This window comes from Lonsdalea quercina (genome assembly GCF_900107885.1).
GTDB lineage: Bacteria > Pseudomonadota > Gammaproteobacteria > Enterobacterales > Enterobacteriaceae > Lonsdalea > Lonsdalea quercina.
Genome location: NZ_FNQS01000001.1, coordinates 350,552 through 369,277, shown reverse-complemented (window position 1 = coordinate 369,277; position 18,726 = coordinate 350,552). Strand labels below are relative to the sequence as shown.

Here is an 18,726-nt window from a genome sequence, read left to right as displayed (position 1 = left end):
GTGATGCGCTGGCTTTTTTTATGCGGGATCGGTACTGTGGTAGCCGCCGGTTCGGCGGCAGTTCTCTATCCCATAACCTGACGGTATTCCCTTGAAATTTGTAGCTTCATTTCAGACCACACTGAAATTCTCCCGGTATCTGTTCCGGGCGCTGGCTTTGGCGCTATGGCTCCTGGGGGCATTGATCTCCCTGTTTTATCTGAGTAAGGCGCTGAACGAACGCGAGTCGCAACTGAGGCACCTGTTAACCCTGAATGCCGACCAGTCTTTGGGATATATGCGTCGCGCTACCGATGTGGCGCGCGAGTTGAAATACATGGCGACCAACCGGCTGAGCGTAACCAATTCCGGCCGGGAGCATCTTACCGAGGTGCAGGAGAAAGCCTATTCGATTTACGGTATGTCGTCGTCAGTCAATTGCACTGCGGAGTATGAGAAGAATCCCGCCCAGCTGACGCCCCTCATCCGTTTCTTTGAGCAGTGGCACCGCGATTTTTCTTCCGTCTACGACCTGAACCGTATTTTCTTTGTCGATCGACGCCAGCAGTGTCTGGTGGATTTCGGCATTCGTAACCAGTCGCTGGATAGCGAGAGTCTGGTGAGAAACGTGCAGGAGCGCCTGCAGGGGCAGCGTAACAGCACACTGTCGACCCGTCGCGACGACAGCCTGTTCTGGGTTAGCTCTGGCCTGACGTCCGAATCCGGCTATTTCTATGCGCTGATGCCGATCTATGTGGAGAACCAGCTGGTGGCGGTAATGGGTATTGAACAGCCCATACGTCTCGATGATTTTATGCTGAGCAGCGATCTGCCGTTCAGCGTTAAACTGCTCGACCAAAACAATCGCACGCTGATGCAGTTCAGCGATGCGGCGCGCAATAACATCAATGGACCATACCCGGACGTCAGCGCCTATTTCGGGTACATCAATAACTACAACGCCCTGATTTTAAAAAAGGCGTTACAGCCGACCACGCTGAGCGTCGTGTACGCGTTGCCGCTGGAAGTCATTCTGGCGGCGCTCAACTCTCTCATCATGAACATGGCGTTGCTGAATCTGCTGTCCGCCATCACGCTGTTTGTGATTACCCGCGTGCTGGAGCGGCGCATGTTTTTGCCCGCGGAACGAAACGCGTTTCAGTTGGAGGAGAACGAACAGTTCAACCGCAAGATCGTGGCCTCCGCGCCAGTCGGGATCTGTATCCTGCGTATCAGCGACGGCGCCAATATTCTGAGTAACGAGCTGGCCCACAACTATCTCAGCCTGCTGACCTACGAAGACCGTATTCGCGTGACCAAGATTATCTGCGAACAGCAGTCCAAATCCGTGGATGTTCTGACCAGTCGTAACCATCACCTGCAAATCAGCTTTGTGCATTCACGCTATCGCAACGAGAACGTAGCGATCTGCGTTCTGCTGGACGTCAGCGCGCGCGTCAGAATGGAAGAGTCTCTACAGGAAATGGCGAACGCGGCTGAACAGGCCAGCCAGTCCAAATCCATGTTCCTGGCGACGGTCAGCCATGAACTGCGCACGCCTTTGTACGGCATTATCGGCAACCTGGATTTGCTGCAGACGAAGACGCTGCCGAAAGACGCTAACCGGCTGGTGACGGCCATGCACAATTCGTCTGAGCTGCTGTTGAAAATCATCAGCGATATCCTCGACTTCTCCAAAATCGAGTCCGAGCAGCTGAAAATTGAAAACTGTCAGTTTATCCCGCGTGAAGTAATCAGCCACGTAGTGAGCAACTACCTGCCGCTGGTGGTCAAGAAGCACTTGACGCTCTATTGCTTTATCGAACCCAAAGTGCCTTTAAGCCTTTCGGGCGATCCCGTACGCTTGCAGCAGGTGCTGTCCAACTTGCTGAGCAATGCGATCAAGTTTACCGACACCGGCTGCATCGTCTTTCAGGTGCGCTGTCGCGACGGGTATATCGAGTTTCTGGTGCGGGATACCGGTGTGGGGATCAATACGCGCGAAGTGATGAAACTATTCGATCCCTTCTTCCAGGCGGGAACCGGCGTGCAGCGGCATTTTCAGGGCACCGGTCTGGGGCTGGCGATTTGTGAAAAGCTGGTCAATCTGATGGACGGAGACATTACGATCGAGTCGGCGCCGGGGCTGGGCAGCCAGTTCGGCATTCGCATTCCACTGTATCAGGCCCAGTATCCGCTGACGGTGATTAATCCGCTATTACAGGGGAAAAACGCCTGGCTGCGCATTCGCAACGCCTATATGGGAAATTACCTGCGTGCGTTCCTGCAGGAACATGGCCTGAATGTGCAGGACTATAGCGGGCAGGCCGTGGCGGCCGATGAGATTGTCATCAGCGACTATCCGTTGAGACAGAACCTGGGGGCGCGGGCGCACATTTTGATCAGCGGTTCGCATACGGGCTCGGCGCAGGAAGTGTCGCCGGGATGCTGGGAGCACAGTACCTCAGCGCCGCAGGATCTGCCGCTGCTGCTGCAACGCATTTATCGTGGCAAAGACGCGCTGCCGGTGCCGACGTCCGCCGCTCCGGCGTCGGCAAGCTATAGCTGCGACAATGACGATATCCACATTTTGGTCGTGGATGATCACCCGATTAACCGACGTCTGCTGGCGGACCAGTTGGGATCGCTGGGGTATGAGGTGGTTACGGCCAACGATGGGTTGGATGCTCTCGACCTGCTGAGTAAACATAAGGTCGATATCGTGCTGACCGACGTCAACATGCCGAATCTGGATGGGTATGGTTTCACTCGACGGATGCGGCAGATGGGATTGACGCTGCCGGTGATCGGCGTGACCGCCAACGCGTTGGCGGAAGAACGGCAGCGCTGTTTAGAAGCCGGTATGGATAATTGCCTGTCGAAACCGGTCACGCTGGATACGCTGCAACAGTCTCTGGCGTATTACGCCAATCTGGTGCGCCAGAGTAACGCCGAACAGTCCAAGGAGAGCTGACAGACGTCCTCGCCGCGTGCAAGTCTGGCTCGCGATGAGAAAAGGGAAGGGAAACGAAAAAAGGCTCTGAGGAGAGCCTGAGCGTTGAGTGCCCGCCGAGGTCATCGGCGGGAGAAGGCTTTACTCTTTTTCTGTCGACGCCACGCCGACGGAGGAGAGGTAGTTCAGCAACGCGATATCGTTATCGACGCCAAGTTTGGTCATGGCCGATTTTTTCTGGCTGCTGATGGTCTTGATGCTGCGGTTAAGCTTTCTGGCAATCTCTGTCACCAGGAAACCTTCCGCGAACAAACGCAGCACTTCGCTTTCCTTCGGCGACAGGCGTTTGTCGCCGTAGCCGCTGGCGCTGATTTTTTCCAACACCTTGCTCACGCTTTCCGGCGTGAATTTCTTGCCTTTCTGCAGCGCGGCCAGAGCCTTGGGCAGATCTGTCGGCGCGCCTTGTTTGAGTACGATCCCTTCGATGTCCAGCTCCAGCACGGCGCTAAGAATCGCTGGGTTGTTGTTCATGGTCAGAACAATAATTGACAGCTGCGGAAAGTGACGCTTGATATATTTGATCAGCGTTATTCCGTCGCCGTATTTATCCCCTGGCATGGATAAATCAGTAATAAGAACGTTGGCGTTGAGCTTTGGTAAATTATTGATTAATGCTGTTGAGTCTTCAAATTCCCCAACGACGTTCACCCACTCGATTTGCTCTAGCGATTTTCTGATGCCGAAAAGAACAATCGGATGGTCGTCTGCAATAATTACATTAATGTTGTTCATTGTTGTTTACTCATATTGTTGGCCACCTTGCTGTAGTAATGCACTGACAAAACGTTCAATCTGTTGAAGGTTATTCTTTATCTGCACACTATCCTGCGAGGTTATTAGTTGTTCCAGGACTTCACACAATTGTTTGCCCGGATGCAGATTCAGCATGGCAAACACGCCTTTGAGCCGGTGGGCTGTCTGAGCCAGTGACACAAAATCGCCACCTTGGATTTCAGTATACAGCCTGTTCATATCCTCCGGTACTGTCTCTACGAACAGTGAAAAGTAATCGCTGCTGCGCAATTGGCGAGCGTAAAAACCGATGTCGTCATCCGTTGCCGGACGGCTGTCGTCGGTGGACGTTTCCAACTGCTGTTCGATCAGCTTTAGCAGAGCATCCAGCATCAGTTGGCTGATGTTGTAGCTGGTCCGCAGCCGCCGTTTGCCCAGAGAAACGCATTGAGTGTCTTCTCCGGTCACCAACAGCGTGTCGTCTGCGACTTTTCCTGCGTTATCCGTAATCGTGAGGTCCGCTTCCTGATTAATCAGACGTTCGTCATAAATGACGAATTCCGCCCCCCACTGGCTGACCATGCGGCTAACCATCTGCCGTACTTCATCCGTGGTGATATCCAGTAACACTGTAATACCATCCAGCAGCTTTTCCTCTTCCTCCTCCGGAAGCTCGACGGGGTCCATTTTCAGCGTCAGCGTATATTGCGTACCTAAATCCGGCAGTCGATTGATTTGCAATTGACCACCCAGTTTGTGGCAAAGCTGCTGACATAAAAATAAGGTTAATCCGGAATTTTGGCTGAATCGATCAGAAAGCGCCGGAGCGGCGAACGGATGCCGTACATTATCGAGTTCTTCGACGGAAACATCCGTACCCGTATCGTTAATTTGTATGACTAATTGTCCCGAAGACTTTTCAGGCTGTTGCAGCGTCAGCGTAATTTTGCCGTAGTCCGTATTCGTAACGGTATAATCCATTAATAATGAAAGCGTTTTCTTTAATAATTCACCGTCGCCGAGATAGGTTTGTCGAATATCCAGCTGATAATGATTAAACAGGCTGATTCCTTTTTGCTGTATGCGCGGCAATAACGTCAGCAGTAAATCGTCGACGAGCGCAAGCGGTGAAAAAGGCGCGTGCGCCACTTCCCATTCGTCTGTTTCCAACTGAGCCTGTAGAGCGATATTTTCCATCAGTCTCAGGGCGCAAGCGGCCTCGCTAATCAGCAGGTGCAGCGACTCCTGCCGTTCGTCCTGCGTCTGCTCGTTGCGCAGCGACAGCGCCAGCTGATGTACGGCATTGAGCGGTTGTTTGAACTCCTGGCTCAGGTTGTGGAACAACTGCTTACGCACGGCGATGTTCTTTTCAAACTCCTGCTGCGCCAGCTGGAGTTTCTTGTTGATGACGATTTCCTGCTCTTGTTCGCGTAGTAAGAACAGGCAGTAGTCCGGCGCGAACAGGCTGTAGAACAGCCTAACTTCATACATCTCATTATCGACGGTGGCCTGAATCACGCCCTGATGTTCTTCCGCCAGCGTCGCAATTTTTTTCAGGCTGAGGTGCGGATACAGTCGTTCCGCCAGTGCGTTCGCCACCACCACTTTATTGGCGCTGAAGTCATAGACCAGCACGCCCACCGGCAGGTGGCCGATAATTTCGGTGTACATGTTCTGCTGTTTCTTCAAACGATACGACAGGTCTTCACGGGGACGGGAAAAGTGGCGTCGAAAAGCGTAAAAGCCCATTAGCGCGATGAGCAGCAGCGTCAGATTGAGCAATATCATCCAGATATTGGTGCGCAGCATGTCGGTGATCAGACGGTCCAGCGGGATGCTGTACACCATTTTCAGCGGCGCGTTGGTCAATTGAGCGGACACTTCCACCATGGTACCTTCCAGGCGGATGTCGGTCGGCGTTTCGTTTTCGGTGCCGGTTTCCATACTCATCGGCAGCGTTTGCTGACGCAGCATGAGATTTTCCCGCTCCATGTTGCGCGGGATTAAATCATTGATTGACAGGTCGAAGGCAATCACCGTCGCGAGATGCCCCGGCTGGTTGAAAGTCGTGCGCAGGGTGAAATAGTAGTTGTTATAAAAACGCAGCTTGCGCAAGGGCGAGAAGCTTTCACGTTCGTCCAGCGCGTTCGCCTGTTGCAGCATTTCCGCCTTGCGGGCTTCAATCAGCGCAGAGATATAGCTGCCGCGAAACTGGGAAGAGACGTCCTTCAGCGGTTGGGTGGAGACCATCGTCAGGCTGTTATCGTTGCCGTTGAGATAGTACATCGAAAACACGTCGGTCTTCGCGCCCCATAGAATGTCCAGATACTGCGAAATTTTGTGCATGGAGTAGAGCGTACTCTTCTCGTGCTGGCCGAAAATCAGCGTATCGGTTTTCTGACCGCGCTGCTCGACGTAAAACACGTTGGGCACCAGCGTAATGACGTTTACCGCGCCTTCGGACGGGAGCGGGGCGTCCACGAGCAGATTTTTATAAATCTGGTCTGTGAAGAAACGATAAGTGTCGATTCGCTTCTGCATGCTTTCAGCGATGTCGGTCAGAGCATACTTCTTCTCCGTCATCCAGCCATTGATATAGTTGTAGCTGAACGCCCCGAACACCAGCAGTAACAGTAAAACAAACAGAGAAAAATAACGCATGATGATGGCGGGCATGTCAATCAATCTCCAGACGAACGGATGATGGCGCGAGAGCTGGCGCAGACCGCCAGCAACAGCATAACGATAACGCCCAGCGCCAGCGACAGGCTGCTGATCTGAGCAACAAATCCTAACAGCGTCGGACCAAGCAGAGAACCGGCATAGCCCATCGTCGTGATGGACGCCAGAGCCAGATGCGGCGGCATAATCGTTTGATTACCGGCGGTGGTGAACAGGATAGGCACCACGTTGGCCGCGCCGAGACCGACTAACGCAAAGCCGACGATGGCGGTGATAGGATTATCGATGGTAATCGTGAGCAGCAGTCCCGCGGCGGCGCACAGGCTTCCGCCAGCGATGACGGCAAAGCGGCCAAGACGGTTGACCACCCGATCGCCGTAGAGCCGCCCCAGCGTCATCGTAATGGAAAAGGCGGCGAAGCCGATGCCGGCCTGACGCGCATCGACGCCGCGAAATACAGTCAGGTACAGCGCTCCCCAGTCCAGGACTGCGCCCTCAGCCAAAAACATGATGAAGCACAAAATACCGATGAACAGCACCCATCCTCGCGGTATCGCCAGCAAAGGCCCCCCGTTGGCGCGCGACGTGGCGCGCACCATATGACGCTGCGACCAAAACAGCAGGAGCCAGATCAACAATGCCATCGCCAACGTCGCCAGCAGGGGTGACAGTCCCAGCCATAGCAGCAGGCTGACGCAGCCTGCGCCGATGATCCCACCAATGCTGTAAAAGCCGTGAAAGCTGGACATCAAGGCCCGTTGACTGGCGCGCTCCACTTCGACGGCCTGGACATTAATGGCGACATCCATCAATCCCAGCATCGCGCCCAGCAAACCCAGAATCAACGCCATCAACGGAAACGTTTCAGGCATCGTCAACAACGGCAGCAGCATGCACAGCAGGGAGCCGGAGGCAAAAATGACCCGTCGGCAGCTAAAACGAGCCGTCAAAAATCCGGCCATCGGCATGGAGATTAGCGAGCCGATGCCAATGCACAGCAGCAGCACGCCGAGCGTGGCGTCGTTGATATGCAACCGATGTTTGGTGTAAGGCACCAGCGGCGCCCAACAGGATATGGCCGTGCCGGAGATCAAAAAACCGACGCGTGTGGCGGCCTGTACGGCTTTATCCGTCAGGGGAGAGTCGAGGGAAATGGGGTTGGTGCCGACGGTTGAACGCATGAGAGACAGAGACCACGTCTGGAATCAGAAATATGGGGTACTTTTACCATAACTCGGGGCTTTTATCGAAAGGGGATCTGCTTTTCCTCGCCGGAACAACATTTTTTTAGGCGGCGCTCATTCGCCTAAAGGGAGCCAATGGCCGCCCGCCTCCAGGGGATACACGGACGGAGAATACGGCCATTCAGGGAACAATCTTAACCCAAAAGTCCCCTGGCGTTTTTTTTCCAGAGGCGCGCCCGTATAATCCCACACTTTCATTTAGGATACCGGGGGCGACGTGAAGCAACTTTCAGGCCTGTTGCAACGTATGGAACAGGCGCTCGGTGCATCGCTGCCAGATGACGCGGGCTTTCGCACTTTCACGCTGTCGGCGGAAAGAGGGGGAGATACAGCGTTGACGGCTTGGCTGGCCGCTCAGACGTTGTATCCGCAGTTTTACTGGCAGCATCGGCGAGATCCGGAAGAGGCCGCCGCATGCGGCGCTGTATGTACCTTTGCTTCCGCTTCTGAAGCTGAAGCCTTTCTGCACCGCGAGGATCTCGACGATGACGTGCGGCTGTGGGGGCTGAACGCCTTCGGTTATCCTACGCTGGCACAGGCGGAGCCTCTCGACGGCTACCTGTTTTTACCGCGGATCACGCTGTTGCGTGAGAGCGAACGAGTCGTGCTGCGAGTCAATCTTTTCAGCGCCGTCTCGCTGCGTCAGGATGCTGAAAACGCGTTGAAGGCACTGCGTCAGCTGGCAACGGCGCATCCGTTGCCGCCGTTAGCGGCGACCGTCAGGCTCACGGCGCACCATCCCGAAAAAAAGCAATGGACCGACCTTATCGCGCAGACGTTGACGGAGATTGAAGCCGGCGCTTTAAAAAAGGTGGTGTTGGCGAGGACGACCCGTTTGACGCTCGATCGTCCGCTGGCGGCGGTCCCCCTGATGGCGGCCAGCCGTGCGGCCAATCATGACTGCTACCATTTCATGCTGGCTTTCACGCCGGAGCGCGCCTTTCTGGGTTCCAGCCCCGAGCGACTCTACCGCCGGGAGGGAAACCGTCTGGAGACCGAAGCCTTGGCCGGTACCGTCGTCAACGATCTCGACGATCGGCGTGCCGACGAGCTGGCGCAGTGGCTCATGCGGGACGTCAAGAATCAAAATGAGAACCAGCTGGTGGTGGACGATATCCGCCAGCGTCTGTCTCAGGCCGCGACGGCGTTGGAAGTTTTGCCGCTGGAAATTATCCGTTTGCGCAAGGTGCAGCATCTGCGTCGGGCGATCCGCGCGGAACTGTTCGAGGCTAAAGACCGTGCTTGTTTGCAGCTGTTACAGCCTACGGCGGCGGTGGCGGGGCTGCCTCGCGCCGCCGCCCGAGACTATCTGGCCTGCTATGAACCGTTCGATCGCGGCTGGTACGCCGGGTCCGCCGGTTACCTGTCGCGTCAAGTGTCGGAGTTTTGCGTTTCTCTGCGTTCAGCGGATGTCGAAGGGGATTGCCTGACGCTATATGCCGGCGCGGGAATTGTCGCCGGCTCGGATCCACAGCAAGAGTGGCAGGAGCTGGAAACCAAGGCGTCGGGCCTCAAATCGCTGCTGGACGGCGACAAGTCATAGTTTTGTTTTATGTTTGTTGTGCCTGCTAAGGGTTTACATCAAAGTTGGCGAAATAAAACAAAATATAATTATTGCTACAGCCCGCAACCAGAGTTGTTGAGTCGACCATGTCCACGAATGTATTTAATCGCCGCTGGGCGGCAGTTCTGCTGGAAACGCTAACCCGGCATGGCGTAGGCCATGTCTGCATCGCGCCCGGTTCTCGCTCGACGCCGCTCACGCTCGCGGCGGCAGAGCACCCGGCGTTCACCTGCCATACCCACTTCGATGAACGCGGGCTGGGGCATCTGGCGTTGGGGCTGGCAAAGGCCAGCGGACAGGCGGTTGCGGTGATCGTGACGTCGGGAACGGCGGCGGCGAACCTGTATCCGGCAATCATCGAAGCCGGTCTGACCGGTGAAAAGCTGGTGGTGCTGACGGCCGACCGGCCGCCGGAGCTGATCGATTGCGGCGCGAATCAGTCTATCCGCCAACCCGGCATGTTCGCCTCTCATCCCACGCATACGCTGGCGCTTCCCCGACCGACCCCGGATATCCCGGCGAGCTGGCTGGTGTCCGCCGTTGACGATGTCGTAGGGCGGTTGACGCACGGCGCGTTGCATATCAATTGTCCTTTCGCCGAGCCGTTATACGGCGCGGACGACCCCGAGGCCTATCAAGTCTGGTTACAGGCGCTGGGCGCGTGGTGGCATGAATCGTCGCCTTGGCTACGAGCGGATGAATCTGCGTCGCACTGCGCCGCGCAGCCCGACTGGTCGGCCTGGCGTCGAAAACGTGGCGTGGTCATCGCCGGTCGCGTACCGCCCGAGAGCGGGGAGGCCATCGCCCGCTGGGCTGAACAACTGGGCTGGCCATTGCTTGGCGATGTACTCTCCCAAACTGGTCAGCCGTTGCCCCATGCGGATCTGTGGCTGGCGCATCCCGAGGCTGATTGTCTGCTGCAGGCCGAGATTGTCATCCAGTTCGGCGCCGGCTTGACCGGTAAGCGGCTCTTGCAGTGGCAGGCGGCCATTCAGCCGCAGGAGTACTGGCTAGTGGACGCTCTGCCCGGCCGTCTGGACCCGGCCTATCATCGCGGGCGTCGGCTGACCGCGCCTATCGCCGACTGGCTGGCTGCGCATCCTCCGGAGGCCGAGCCGCCCCAACCGTGGGCGGACACCTTGCCTGGGTGTGTTGAACGTATCGGCGCGCAGGTCGCCGCACGACTGGAGGAAGGGTTTGGCGAAGCGCAGCTGGCGCATCGCCTGCCTGCGCTGTTGCCGGAAGGGGGACAGCTTTTTCTGGGCAACAGTCTGACTATCCGTCTGGTGGATGCGTTGGCCCAGCTGCCTGCGGGCTACCCGGTTTACGCCAATCGTGGCGCTAGCGGCATCGACGGTCTGGTGTCCACGCTGGCGGGCGTGCAACGCGCTAACGGCCGTCCCATGCTGGCGGTCATCGGCGATCTGTCCGCGCTCTATGACGTCAACGCGCTGGCGCTCCTGCGCCACCCTCCCGCGCCTCTGGTGTTGATCGTCGTCAATAACAACGGCGGCCAGATATTCTCTTTATTGCCGACGTCCGAGCAGGCGCGGGAAACGTTCTACTGTATGCCGCAGCAGGTGGAATTCAGTCATGCCGCCGGGCTGTTCGGCCTGCGCTACGCCCGAGCGACGAATTGGCGCGAAGTGGTCGATGCCGCATCCGACGGGTTTAAACAGCCGGCGGCGACGCTGCTGGAAGTGGCGGTGTCGCCGAAAGCGGGCGCTGAGTGTCTGCAACAGCTTCTGGCCGAGGGGGTGACATGGTGATGCATGCGCGCTGTATTCATCAGGGCAAGTCGGGACAGCCGTGGCTGGTGTTACTCCACGGTCTGTTGGGCAGCGGCGAAGACTGGCGGCCCCTCCTTCCTTTTCTGAGCGATCGCCCTGTGTTGCTGGTGGATCTGCCGGGCCACGGCGACGCCCGTCATCAGCCCGCCGAGGGTTTTGAGGATGTCAGCCGTCAGCTCACCGCGCTGCTGGCGGAGAAGGGCGTGAGCGACTACTGGCTGCTGGGCTATTCGCTCGGCGGTCGTCTCGCCATGTTCCATGCTTGTCACGGCGAGACGCCGGGGCTGCGCGGTTTGCTAGTGGAAGGCGGCCATCCGGGGCTGGCGACGGCGGACGAGCGGGGGGCGCGACGGCGGCACGATGCCCGCTGGGCGCATCGCTTTGCGCATGAACCGCTGGCTCAGGTCTTGACGGACTGGTATCGGCAGCCGGTCTTCGCAGACCTGACCACCGCGCAGCGGCAGGCGTTGATACAGCGGCGCAGCCATAACGACGGCGCGGCGGTGGCCAGAATGCTGACCGCGACTTCGCTGGCGCGTCAGCCGAACCTGACCGCGTCGCTGCGACGGCTGTCGGTGCCGTTCGGCTATCTGTGCGGCGAGCGCGACACGAAATTTCAGACGTTGGCGCGGCAGGCAGCTCTGCCGCTGCTGAGCGTGGCCGACTGCGGCCATAATGCCCATCAGGCGAATCCGGCCGACTATGCGGCGCGGATCCGTTCATTAATTTCCCACCCCGTAAAGGAATAAACCCTATGCTGTATCCGAGTGAAGAACTGCTGTACGCCCCTACAGAATGGCACGACTGCAGCGGTGATTTTGTCGATATCCTCTACCACAAATCGGCTGACGGCATTGCCAAAATCACCATCAACCGTCCCCAGGTACGTAACGCCTTCCGCCCGCTCACGGTCAAGGAGATGCTTCAGGCGCTGGACAATGCGCGCCATGACGACGGCATCGGCGTGATCATCCTGACGGGCGCAGGCGACAAGGCTTTCTGCTCCGGCGGCGACCAAAAGGTCCGTGGCGACTACGGCGGCTATCAGGACGACAGCGGCGTTCATCACCTGAATGTACTCGACTTCCAGCGCCAGATCCGGACCTGTCCGAAACCGGTGGTCGCGATGGTGGCGGGTTACTCCATCGGCGGCGGTCACGTGCTGCATATGATGTGCGACCTGACCGTGGCGGCGGAAAACGCCATCTTCGGTCAGACCGGTCCGCGCGTCGGCTCCTTCGACGGCGGCTGGGGCGCCTCCTATATGGCGCGCATCGTCGGTCAGAAAAAGGCGCGCGAAATCTGGTTCCTGTGCCGCCAATACGATGCGCAGCAGGCGCTGGACATGGGGCTGGTGAATACCGTCGTCCCGCTGGCGGATCTGGAAAAAGAGACGGTGCGCTGGTGCCGCGAAATGTTGCAGAACAGCCCGATGGCGCTGCGTTGCCTGAAAGCGGCGCTTAATGCCGACTGCGACGGGCAGGCGGGGTTGCAGGAGCTGGCGGGCAACGCCACCATGCTGTTCTACATGACCGACGAAGGGCAGGAAGGACGCAATGCCTTCAATGAAAAACGTCAGCCTGACTTCAGCAAATTCCGGCGGAATCCGTAATGCGACGGGCGACGCTCTACCGTTACAGCGTTCCAATGGATGCCGGGGTGGTGCTGCGCAATCAGCGGCTCAAAACCCGCGATGGTCTGATCGTACAGCTGTGCGACGGCGAACGGGTGGGTTGGGGCGAGGTTGCCCCGCTGCCGCAGTTCAGCGTTGAAACGCTGAGTGATGCCGAGACCGCCGTCCGCAAGTCGCTGCGGCGCTGGGTGAACGGAGACGCGCTGGAAGAAACCGGCGTGCCGTCGGTCGACTTCGGCCTGAGCTTCGCCGACGCGGAGCTTTCCGGGGCGCTGCCACAGGACGCCGACTATCGTAAAGCGCCGCTGTGCAGCGGCGATCCGGATGAGTTGTTCGCGATGTTGCAGGGGTTGCCGAACCCGGTGGCGAAAGTGAAGGTCGGGCTGTACGAAGCCGTGCGGGACGGCATGATCGTCAACCTACTGCTGGATGCGCTGCCGCAGCTCTCCCTGCGTCTGGACGCGAACCGCAGCTGGACGCGGGCCAAAGCCGACGGTTTTGCGCGCTACGTCGATCCGGCCGTGCGATCCCGCATCGCCTTTTTGGAAGAACCGTGCAAAACCCGCGAGGAGTCGCGGGCGTTCGCGCGCGATACCGGCATCGCTATCGCGTGGGATGAGAGCGTGCGTGAGCCGGACTTCCGCGTGGAAGCCGAGCCGGGAGTGAGCGCCATCATCATCAAACCTACGCTGGTGGGCAGCCTGAATCGCTGTCGACAACTAGTCGCAGAGACGCATCGGGCGGGTTTGACGGCCGTCATCAGCTCCAGCATCGAATCTAGTCTTGGCCTGACGCAGCTGGCGCGACTGGCGCATTGGCTAACGCCAGACGCGATCCCCGGCTTGGATACGCTGGATCTGATGCAGGCACAGGTGTTGCGGCCCTGGCCGGACAGCCCGTTGCCGCAGCTTAACGCTGAACAGTTGGACGAACTATGGCGGTCGTGACCGACTGGCCGTGGCGACACTGGGCGCGACAGCAGCCTGACGCAACCGCGTTAATCCTCGACGATGAAGGCTGGAGCTGGCGCAAACTGGCCGACGACGTCGACACGCGCGCCAGCGCGTTTATTCGTCAGGGCGTCACGGAGGGGAGCGGCGTGGCGCTGCGCGGACGCAATAGCGGCGAGATGCTGCTGAGCTATCTTGCATTGCTACAGTGCGGCGCGCGTTTGCTGCCGCTTAATCCGCAACTGCCCGAGACACAGACGGATGTGCTGCTGCCATCGCTGGATATTCGCTTTGGGCTGTGCTTCAGCGATGCCCGTTGGCCCGACGAAATCGTCACGCTCACCGCCGGGGACGACGATGTCGCAGATACCGTACCGCGCACCCCGTGGGATCGGGAGCGACTGGCGACGATGACGCTGACTTCCGGCTCTAGCGGCCTGCCAAAAGCGGCGGTGCATACTTTCGCCGCGCATCTGGCGAGCGCGGAGGGCGTACGCGGACTCATGCCCTATGTACTGGGCGACAGCTGGTTGCTCTCCTTACCGCTGTTTCACGTCTCCGGGCAGGGCATCGTTTGGCGCTGGCTGGCGGCGGGAGCCTGTTTGGTGGTGCGGCCAGGGCGTACGCTGGATGTCGCGCTACGGGGCTGTACACATGCCTCGCTGGTGCCAACGCAGCTGTGGCGGCTGCTATCGCAGGGCGACGTGCCGACCTCGCTGACCGCGGTGCTGTTGGGCGGCGCGATGATCCCGCTGACGTTGACGCAACAGGCCGAAGCCATCGGCATTCGTTGCTGGTGCGGCTATGGGCTGACCGAGTTAGCCTCTACCGTGTGCGCCAAGCGCGCCGACGGACGCCCCGGCGTCGGTATGCCGCTCGCCGGACGGCATATCAAAGCCGTGGGAGAGGAAATCTGGCTGCGCGGCAATAGCCTGGCGGCCGGTTACTGGCGCGACGGCGCGCTGCTCCCGTTGACCGACGATCAGGGCTGGTTTCATACCCGCGATCGCGGCTGCTGGGACGGCAGCGAGTGGCGCATTATGGGGCGGTTGGATAATCAGTTTTTCAGCGGTGGCGAAGGCGTGCAGCCGGAGGATGTGGAAGCGGTTTTACTGCAGCATCCGGCGGTCGAGTTTGCCTGTGTCGTGCCGGTGGATGACGTGGAGTTCGGGCAGCGCCCGGTTGTGGTGGTGGAAACGGCGGGGGAGTGCGATCTGACGACGCTGCGTGATTGGCTCGCTCCGCAGCTGGCGGGATATCAGCGTCCCGTGGCGTTCTATCATCTGCCCGGGACGCTGAAAAACGGCGGGATAAAAATTTCCCGTCAGCAGGTCGCTGCCTGGGTGCGGCAGCAGCGCGGCTGACTCCTCTGCGGGCGGTGAGTCCGTACAAGAGACTCGCCGTCCGCAGGCGGGAAGTTAACGGCCCAGCGCTTTGGCGACACCTTCGCCGTAGGCAGGATCGACCAGGTTGAACAGCGCGATCTGACGGTCCTGAATAAACTCAGGCACCTGAGACAGCTCGCCGGCGATTCGCTGGAACATCCGCTGGTGCTCTTCTTCGCTCAGCAGCTGGAACAGCGCGCGCGGCTGGCTGAAGTAATCGTCGTCTTCGCGGTGGTTCCAGTGGTCGGCGGCGCCTTCCAGCGACAGTGGCGGCTCGCTGAAATCAGGCTGTTCCTGGAATACGTTGAAGCTGTTCGGTTCATACGTCGCGCCGTTGCCGCTGTTGCCGTCCACGCGCATCGCGCCGTCACGGTGATAGCTATGGAACGGGCAGCGCGGTTTGTTGACCGGGATCTGATGGTGGTTAACGCCCAGACGGTAACGCTCGGCATCGCCATAAGAGAACAGACGGCCCTGCAGCATTCTATCCGGTGAGAAGCTGACGCCGGGGACGACGTTCGCCGGGCTGAAGGCGGACTGTTCTACTTCGGCAAAGTAGTTTTCCGGGTTGCGGTTAAGTTCAAAATAACCGACGTCGATCAGCGGATAGTCGCCGTGCGGCCAGACTTTGGTCAGGTCGAACGGGTTGTACGGCACTTGAGAGGCTTCCGCTTCCGGCATAATCTGCACCTGCAGGTTCCAGCGCGGGAAGTCGCCGCGCTCGATGGCGTCGAACAGATCGCGCTGAGAGCTTTCACGGTCTTTACCGATCAGCTGTTCCGCTTCGTCGTCCATCAGGTTTTCGATGCCCTGCTGGCAACGGAAGTGGAACTTCACCCAGAAACGTTCGTTGTCGGCGTTGATAAAGCTGTAGGTGTGGCTACCGAAACCGTGGATGTGGCGATAGGATTTCGGCAGGCCGCGGTCGCTGAAGTCGATGGTTAACTGGTGCAGTGCTTCCGGCAATTGGGAGAATAAGTCCCATTTGTAGACCGGGTTCCGCAGGTTGGTGCGCGGATCGCGTTTCACTACGTGGTTCAGGTCCGGGAATTTCAGCGGGTCGCGCAGGTAGAACACCGGCGTGTTGTTGCCGACCAGATCCCAGTTCCCTTCTTCGGTGTAGAATTTCATGGCGAAACCACGAATATCGCGCTCGGCGTCGGCACCGCCGCGTTCACCGGCTACGGTGGAGAAGCGCAGGAACATATCGGTCTGCTTACCGACTTCAGAAAAGATTTTAGCGCGGGTGTAGCGGGTAATATCGTGGGTAACGGTGAATGTACCGTAAGCGCCGGAGCCTTTAGCGTGCATACGTCGCTCAGGGATCACTTCACGGTCAAAATGAGCCAGCTTTTCCAGGAACCAAACGTCCTGCAGCAGCATTGGGCCACGAGGGCCTGCGGTCATTACGTTGTTATTGCTGACGACCGGCGCGCCGGAGGCGGTGGTCAGCTTTTGTTTTTCATTGCTCATGTTTACTTCCTTACGGTTTGACTCGACTGGTGAGAACTATCAGTCAGAGCCGGTAAATAGGCAAATCGGCGGCGCTTATCATTGGTATCGCCAGCACTGAAAAATGCGAATTCGTCGCATTTCGTCAGATGAAACCCGCATATTTAGCCCTATTCTGGCTTCCACCGCCGCGAACATGACGTAGAATCAGTTCGATTTGATGATGTCCAAATTGACTGCGCGCCCGACAATGGGCACGAATTGATAAATTTACACTCCGATTTAAGGACGATTACGATGAAAAAATTGATGACTGCGTGCCTGGGCAGCCTTTTGCTGGCCTCGGCGGGCGCTCAAGCTATCGGCATTTCGGCGGAAGCGGGAAATGATTATGTCGGCGCCGCCGCCAGCATCGGCTTGCCATTCCCCGGCCTATCCGCCAACGCGGGGTGGGGTCACGATAATGACAACAATAACGACGCCTACAGTTTGGGGGTCGATTACGGCTTTAGCCTCGGTCGCGCCGCCGTCAATGCGGGCGTCAAAGGCGTTTATTTGCAGCCCGATCATGGTGACGACGGCTATGGTCTGGCCGTGGGCGGTGGCGTACAGTTCCCGCTGACGTCATCTTTCTCGTTGTTCGGGGAAGGCTACTATTCACCAGATGCGTTCACCAGCCATCTGGATCGTTACGTTGAAGCGAAAGGCGGCGTGCGTTGGCAGCCGCTGCGTCCGCTCTCCGTGGACGTAGGCTACCGCTACATCACGATGGGTTCATCCAACGACGACCGCAGAATCGCCGACGGTTTCTATCTGGGCGCAGGACTCAGCTTCTAACGCCTGCCACAGGGCGCGGTTTCCGCGCCTTCGCCTCTGGATCTTCAATCCCACGTTTACCCGCAGCGTCATTCCTTTATTATCTCAGTATCATAAATTGTGATGACTTCGTGCCGATGGGCGCTGTATCGCTCGTTGCCCACGGGTGAAGCCGCCTTATCGACCGAGCGGCTGACAAGGCGTGCCAAGAGCAATCAGACGATGGCCCGACGATTCACGAATGGAGAAAGTAAACATGCTTAGGGTTGAGATGCTTTGCACCGGTGATGAGGTGCTGCACGGCCAGATCGTTGACACCAATGCGGCCTGGCTGGCGGATTATCTGTTTCAGCAGGGCGCGCCGATGGCCAGCCGCATGACGGTTGGCGACGAACTCGACGCGCTGGTAACGGCACTGACCGAACGCAGTCACGTCGCGGACATCCTGATCGTTAACGGCGGACTGGGGCCGACCAGCGACGATTTAAGTTCACTCGCCGCGGCGACGGCGGCGGGCGTACCGCTGGTGGAGCATACGGAGTGGCTGGCGAAGATGACGGCCTATTTCGCCGATCGCGGGCGTCCCATGTCGGCGCTGAACCGGAAGCAGGCGCTGATCCCGGACGGCGCGGAGATCCTCGACAACCCGGTCGGCACTGCCTGTGGCTTCGCGCTGAAGCTGAACCGTTGCATGCTGTTTTTCACCCCCGGCGTGCCGTCTGAATTCAAGGTGATGGTCGAGCAGCAGATTATGCCGCGTTTACGTCAGCGTTTTACGCTTGGCGAAGCGCCGCTCTGTCTGCGTCTGACGACCTTCGGTCGTGGAGAAAGCGATCTGGCGAGCGCGCTGGCGCCGCTCGTCCTGCCGCCGGGCGTGGTGCTGGGATACCGCTGCGCCGTGCCCATCGTCGAGATCAAACTGACCGGCCCCGCATCGCAGCACGACGCTATGCATGCGTTATGGCGACAGGTGAAGGGGACCGTCGCCGACAGTACGGTGTTCGAAGGGACCGCGGGTCTGCCTGCACAGCTGGCGCAGGCGCTGTCTAAACGCCATTTGCGATTGGCAATCGCCGAAGCGTTCACCGCCGGGCTGGTTCACTGGCAGCTGCGTGGCGCCAATGCGCCGTTGGCCGGCGGCGATCTGTTGACCGCTTCCTCCAGTGCCTTGACGGCGGTGGCGCAACAGGCGCGCGAACTGGCGCAGCGATGCTCGGCGCAGGTGGCTCTGGTGGTTGGCGGATTGAGCGAGGGCAGGTTGTCTCTGGCGTTGCATACGCCTTCGCAAACGCTGGCTCAGACCCTCCAGTTCAATGCGGCGCGCTACGCGTTGTCGACGCAGCAGGAAATTGTCGCTATGGCGGCGTTGAATATGCTGCGGCGTTGGTTGAGCGGGATCTCGCCTTACGGCGGAAACGGCTGGATTGAAACGGTCGAAACCTGTTAGCGGGACAGAACGACGACGGGCCGCGGCGGCCCGTCGAAA

Annotated in this window: 13 protein-coding genes; 9 read left to right on the top strand and 4 right to left on the bottom strand. The window is 58.7% G+C overall.

The window, feature by feature from the left end:
• Nucleotides 1–91 precede the first annotated feature (91 nt).
• On the top strand, nt 92–2,953 hold the full coding sequence (gene rcsC, locus BLU64_RS01680; protein WP_074727750.1) for a two-component system sensor histidine kinase RcsC: 2,862 nt from the start codon (nt 92–94) through the stop codon (nt 2,951–2,953).
• A gap of 120 nt (nt 2,954–3,073) precedes the next feature.
• Here rcsC and rcsB read toward each other — a convergent pair whose 3' ends face one another.
• The 3 genes from rcsB to BLU64_RS01665 are packed head-to-tail and all read right to left on the bottom strand — an operon-like array spanning nt 3,074 to nt 7,587.
• Entirely contained in the window at nt 3,074–3,724 is a 651-nt protein-coding gene (gene rcsB / locus BLU64_RS01675) for a response regulator transcription factor RcsB (RefSeq protein ID WP_026738877.1), read from the bottom strand.
• Between the two features lie 6 nt (nt 3,725–3,730).
• Nucleotides 3,731–6,400, bottom strand: a complete 2,670-nt coding sequence (rcsD, locus tag BLU64_RS01670) for a phosphotransferase RcsD (protein WP_026742820.1) — start codon at nt 6,398–6,400, stop codon at nt 3,731–3,733.
• Nucleotides 6,401–6,405: 5 nt separating this feature from the next.
• Nucleotides 6,406–7,587: an MFS transporter gene (locus BLU64_RS01665; protein ID WP_036152967.1), complete on the bottom strand. Its 1,182-nt coding sequence runs from the start codon at nt 7,585–7,587 to the stop codon at nt 6,406–6,408.
• A gap of 280 nt (nt 7,588–7,867) precedes the next feature.
• Here BLU64_RS01665 and menF point away from each other — a divergent pair, with 280 nt between their 5' ends.
• The 6 genes from menF (at nt 7,868) to menE (ending at nt 14,951) form a co-directional block, all read left to right on the top strand.
• A complete protein-coding gene (gene menF, locus BLU64_RS01660) occupies nt 7,868–9,193 on the top strand; it encodes an isochorismate synthase MenF (RefSeq protein ID WP_074727749.1) in 1,326 nt (441 codons plus the stop codon).
• 107 nt (nt 9,194–9,300) lie between these two features.
• A complete protein-coding gene (gene menD / locus BLU64_RS01655; RefSeq protein WP_074727747.1) occupies nt 9,301–10,983 on the top strand; it encodes a 2-succinyl-5-enolpyruvyl-6-hydroxy-3-cyclohexene-1-carboxylic-acid synthase in 1,683 nt (560 codons plus the stop codon).
• Nucleotides 10,983–11,753 (top strand): 2-succinyl-6-hydroxy-2,4-cyclohexadiene-1-carboxylate synthase, encoded by a 771-nt coding sequence (gene menH / locus BLU64_RS01650; protein ID WP_026742816.1) that lies wholly within the window; start codon nt 10,983–10,985, stop codon nt 11,751–11,753. Before menD ends, menH begins: the two co-directional genes overlap by 1 nt.
• Nucleotides 11,754–11,758: 5 nt before the next feature.
• Nucleotides 11,759–12,616 (top strand): 1,4-dihydroxy-2-naphthoyl-CoA synthase, encoded by an 858-nt coding sequence (menB, locus tag BLU64_RS01645; protein WP_026738883.1) that lies wholly within the window; start codon nt 11,759–11,761, stop codon nt 12,614–12,616.
• Complete coding sequence (menC, locus tag BLU64_RS01640; RefSeq protein ID WP_026742815.1) at nt 12,616–13,584, top strand: o-succinylbenzoate synthase; 969 nt, start codon at nt 12,616–12,618, stop codon at nt 13,582–13,584. Before menB ends, menC begins: the two co-directional genes overlap by 1 nt.
• Nucleotides 13,572–14,951, top strand: a complete 1,380-nt coding sequence (gene menE, locus BLU64_RS01635) for an o-succinylbenzoate--CoA ligase (RefSeq protein WP_026742814.1) — start codon at nt 13,572–13,574, stop codon at nt 14,949–14,951. Before menC ends, menE begins: the two co-directional genes overlap by 13 nt.
• Before the next feature lie 54 nt (nt 14,952–15,005).
• Here the strand turns inward: menE and katA are convergent, their stop codons facing one another.
• Entirely contained in the window at nt 15,006–16,445 is a 1,440-nt protein-coding gene (katA, locus tag BLU64_RS01630; RefSeq protein ID WP_026742813.1) for a catalase KatA, read from the bottom strand.
• A gap of 276 nt (nt 16,446–16,721) precedes the next feature.
• Here katA and BLU64_RS01625 point away from each other — a divergent pair, with 276 nt between their 5' ends.
• Entirely contained in the window at nt 16,722–17,261 is a 540-nt protein-coding gene (locus tag BLU64_RS01625) for a YfaZ family outer membrane protein (protein ID WP_026742812.1), read from the top strand.
• Nucleotides 17,262–17,496: 235 nt separating this feature from the next.
• Nucleotides 17,497–18,687, top strand: coding sequence for a nicotinamide mononucleotide deamidase-related protein YfaY (locus BLU64_RS01620; RefSeq protein ID WP_026742811.1), 1,191 nt, complete (start codon nt 17,497–17,499; stop codon nt 18,685–18,687).
• Nucleotides 18,688–18,726 lie beyond the last annotated feature (39 nt).

What these genes read in the sequence shown, in the direction of transcription:
- rcsB (WP_026738877.1), bottom strand. Translation starts at nt 3,724, where the DNA reads ATGAACAACATTAATGTAATTATTGCAGACGACCATCCGATTGTTCTT.
- rcsD (WP_026742820.1), bottom strand. Translation starts at nt 6,400, where the DNA reads ATGCCCGCCATCATCATGCGTTATTTTTCTCTGTTTGTTTTACTGTTA.
- BLU64_RS01665 (WP_036152967.1), bottom strand. Translation starts at nt 7,587, where the DNA reads ATGCGTTCAACCGTCGGCACCAACCCCATTTCCCTCGACTCTCCCCTG.
- menD (WP_074727747.1), top strand. Translation starts at nt 9,301, where the DNA reads ATGTCCACGAATGTATTTAATCGCCGCTGGGCGGCAGTTCTGCTGGAA.
- menH (WP_026742816.1), top strand. Translation starts at nt 10,983, where the DNA reads ATGCATGCGCGCTGTATTCATCAGGGCAAGTCGGGACAGCCGTGGCTG.
- menB (WP_026738883.1), top strand. Translation starts at nt 11,759, where the DNA reads ATGCTGTATCCGAGTGAAGAACTGCTGTACGCCCCTACAGAATGGCAC.
- menC (WP_026742815.1), top strand. Translation starts at nt 12,616, where the DNA reads ATGCGACGGGCGACGCTCTACCGTTACAGCGTTCCAATGGATGCCGGG.
- menE (WP_026742814.1), top strand. Translation starts at nt 13,572, where the DNA reads ATGGCGGTCGTGACCGACTGGCCGTGGCGACACTGGGCGCGACAGCAG.
- katA (WP_026742813.1), bottom strand. Translation starts at nt 16,445, where the DNA reads ATGAGCAATGAAAAACAAAAGCTGACCACCGCCTCCGGCGCGCCGGTC.
- BLU64_RS01625 (WP_026742812.1), top strand. Translation starts at nt 16,722, where the DNA reads ATGAAAAAATTGATGACTGCGTGCCTGGGCAGCCTTTTGCTGGCCTCG.
- BLU64_RS01620 (WP_026742811.1), top strand. Translation starts at nt 17,497, where the DNA reads ATGCTTAGGGTTGAGATGCTTTGCACCGGTGATGAGGTGCTGCACGGC.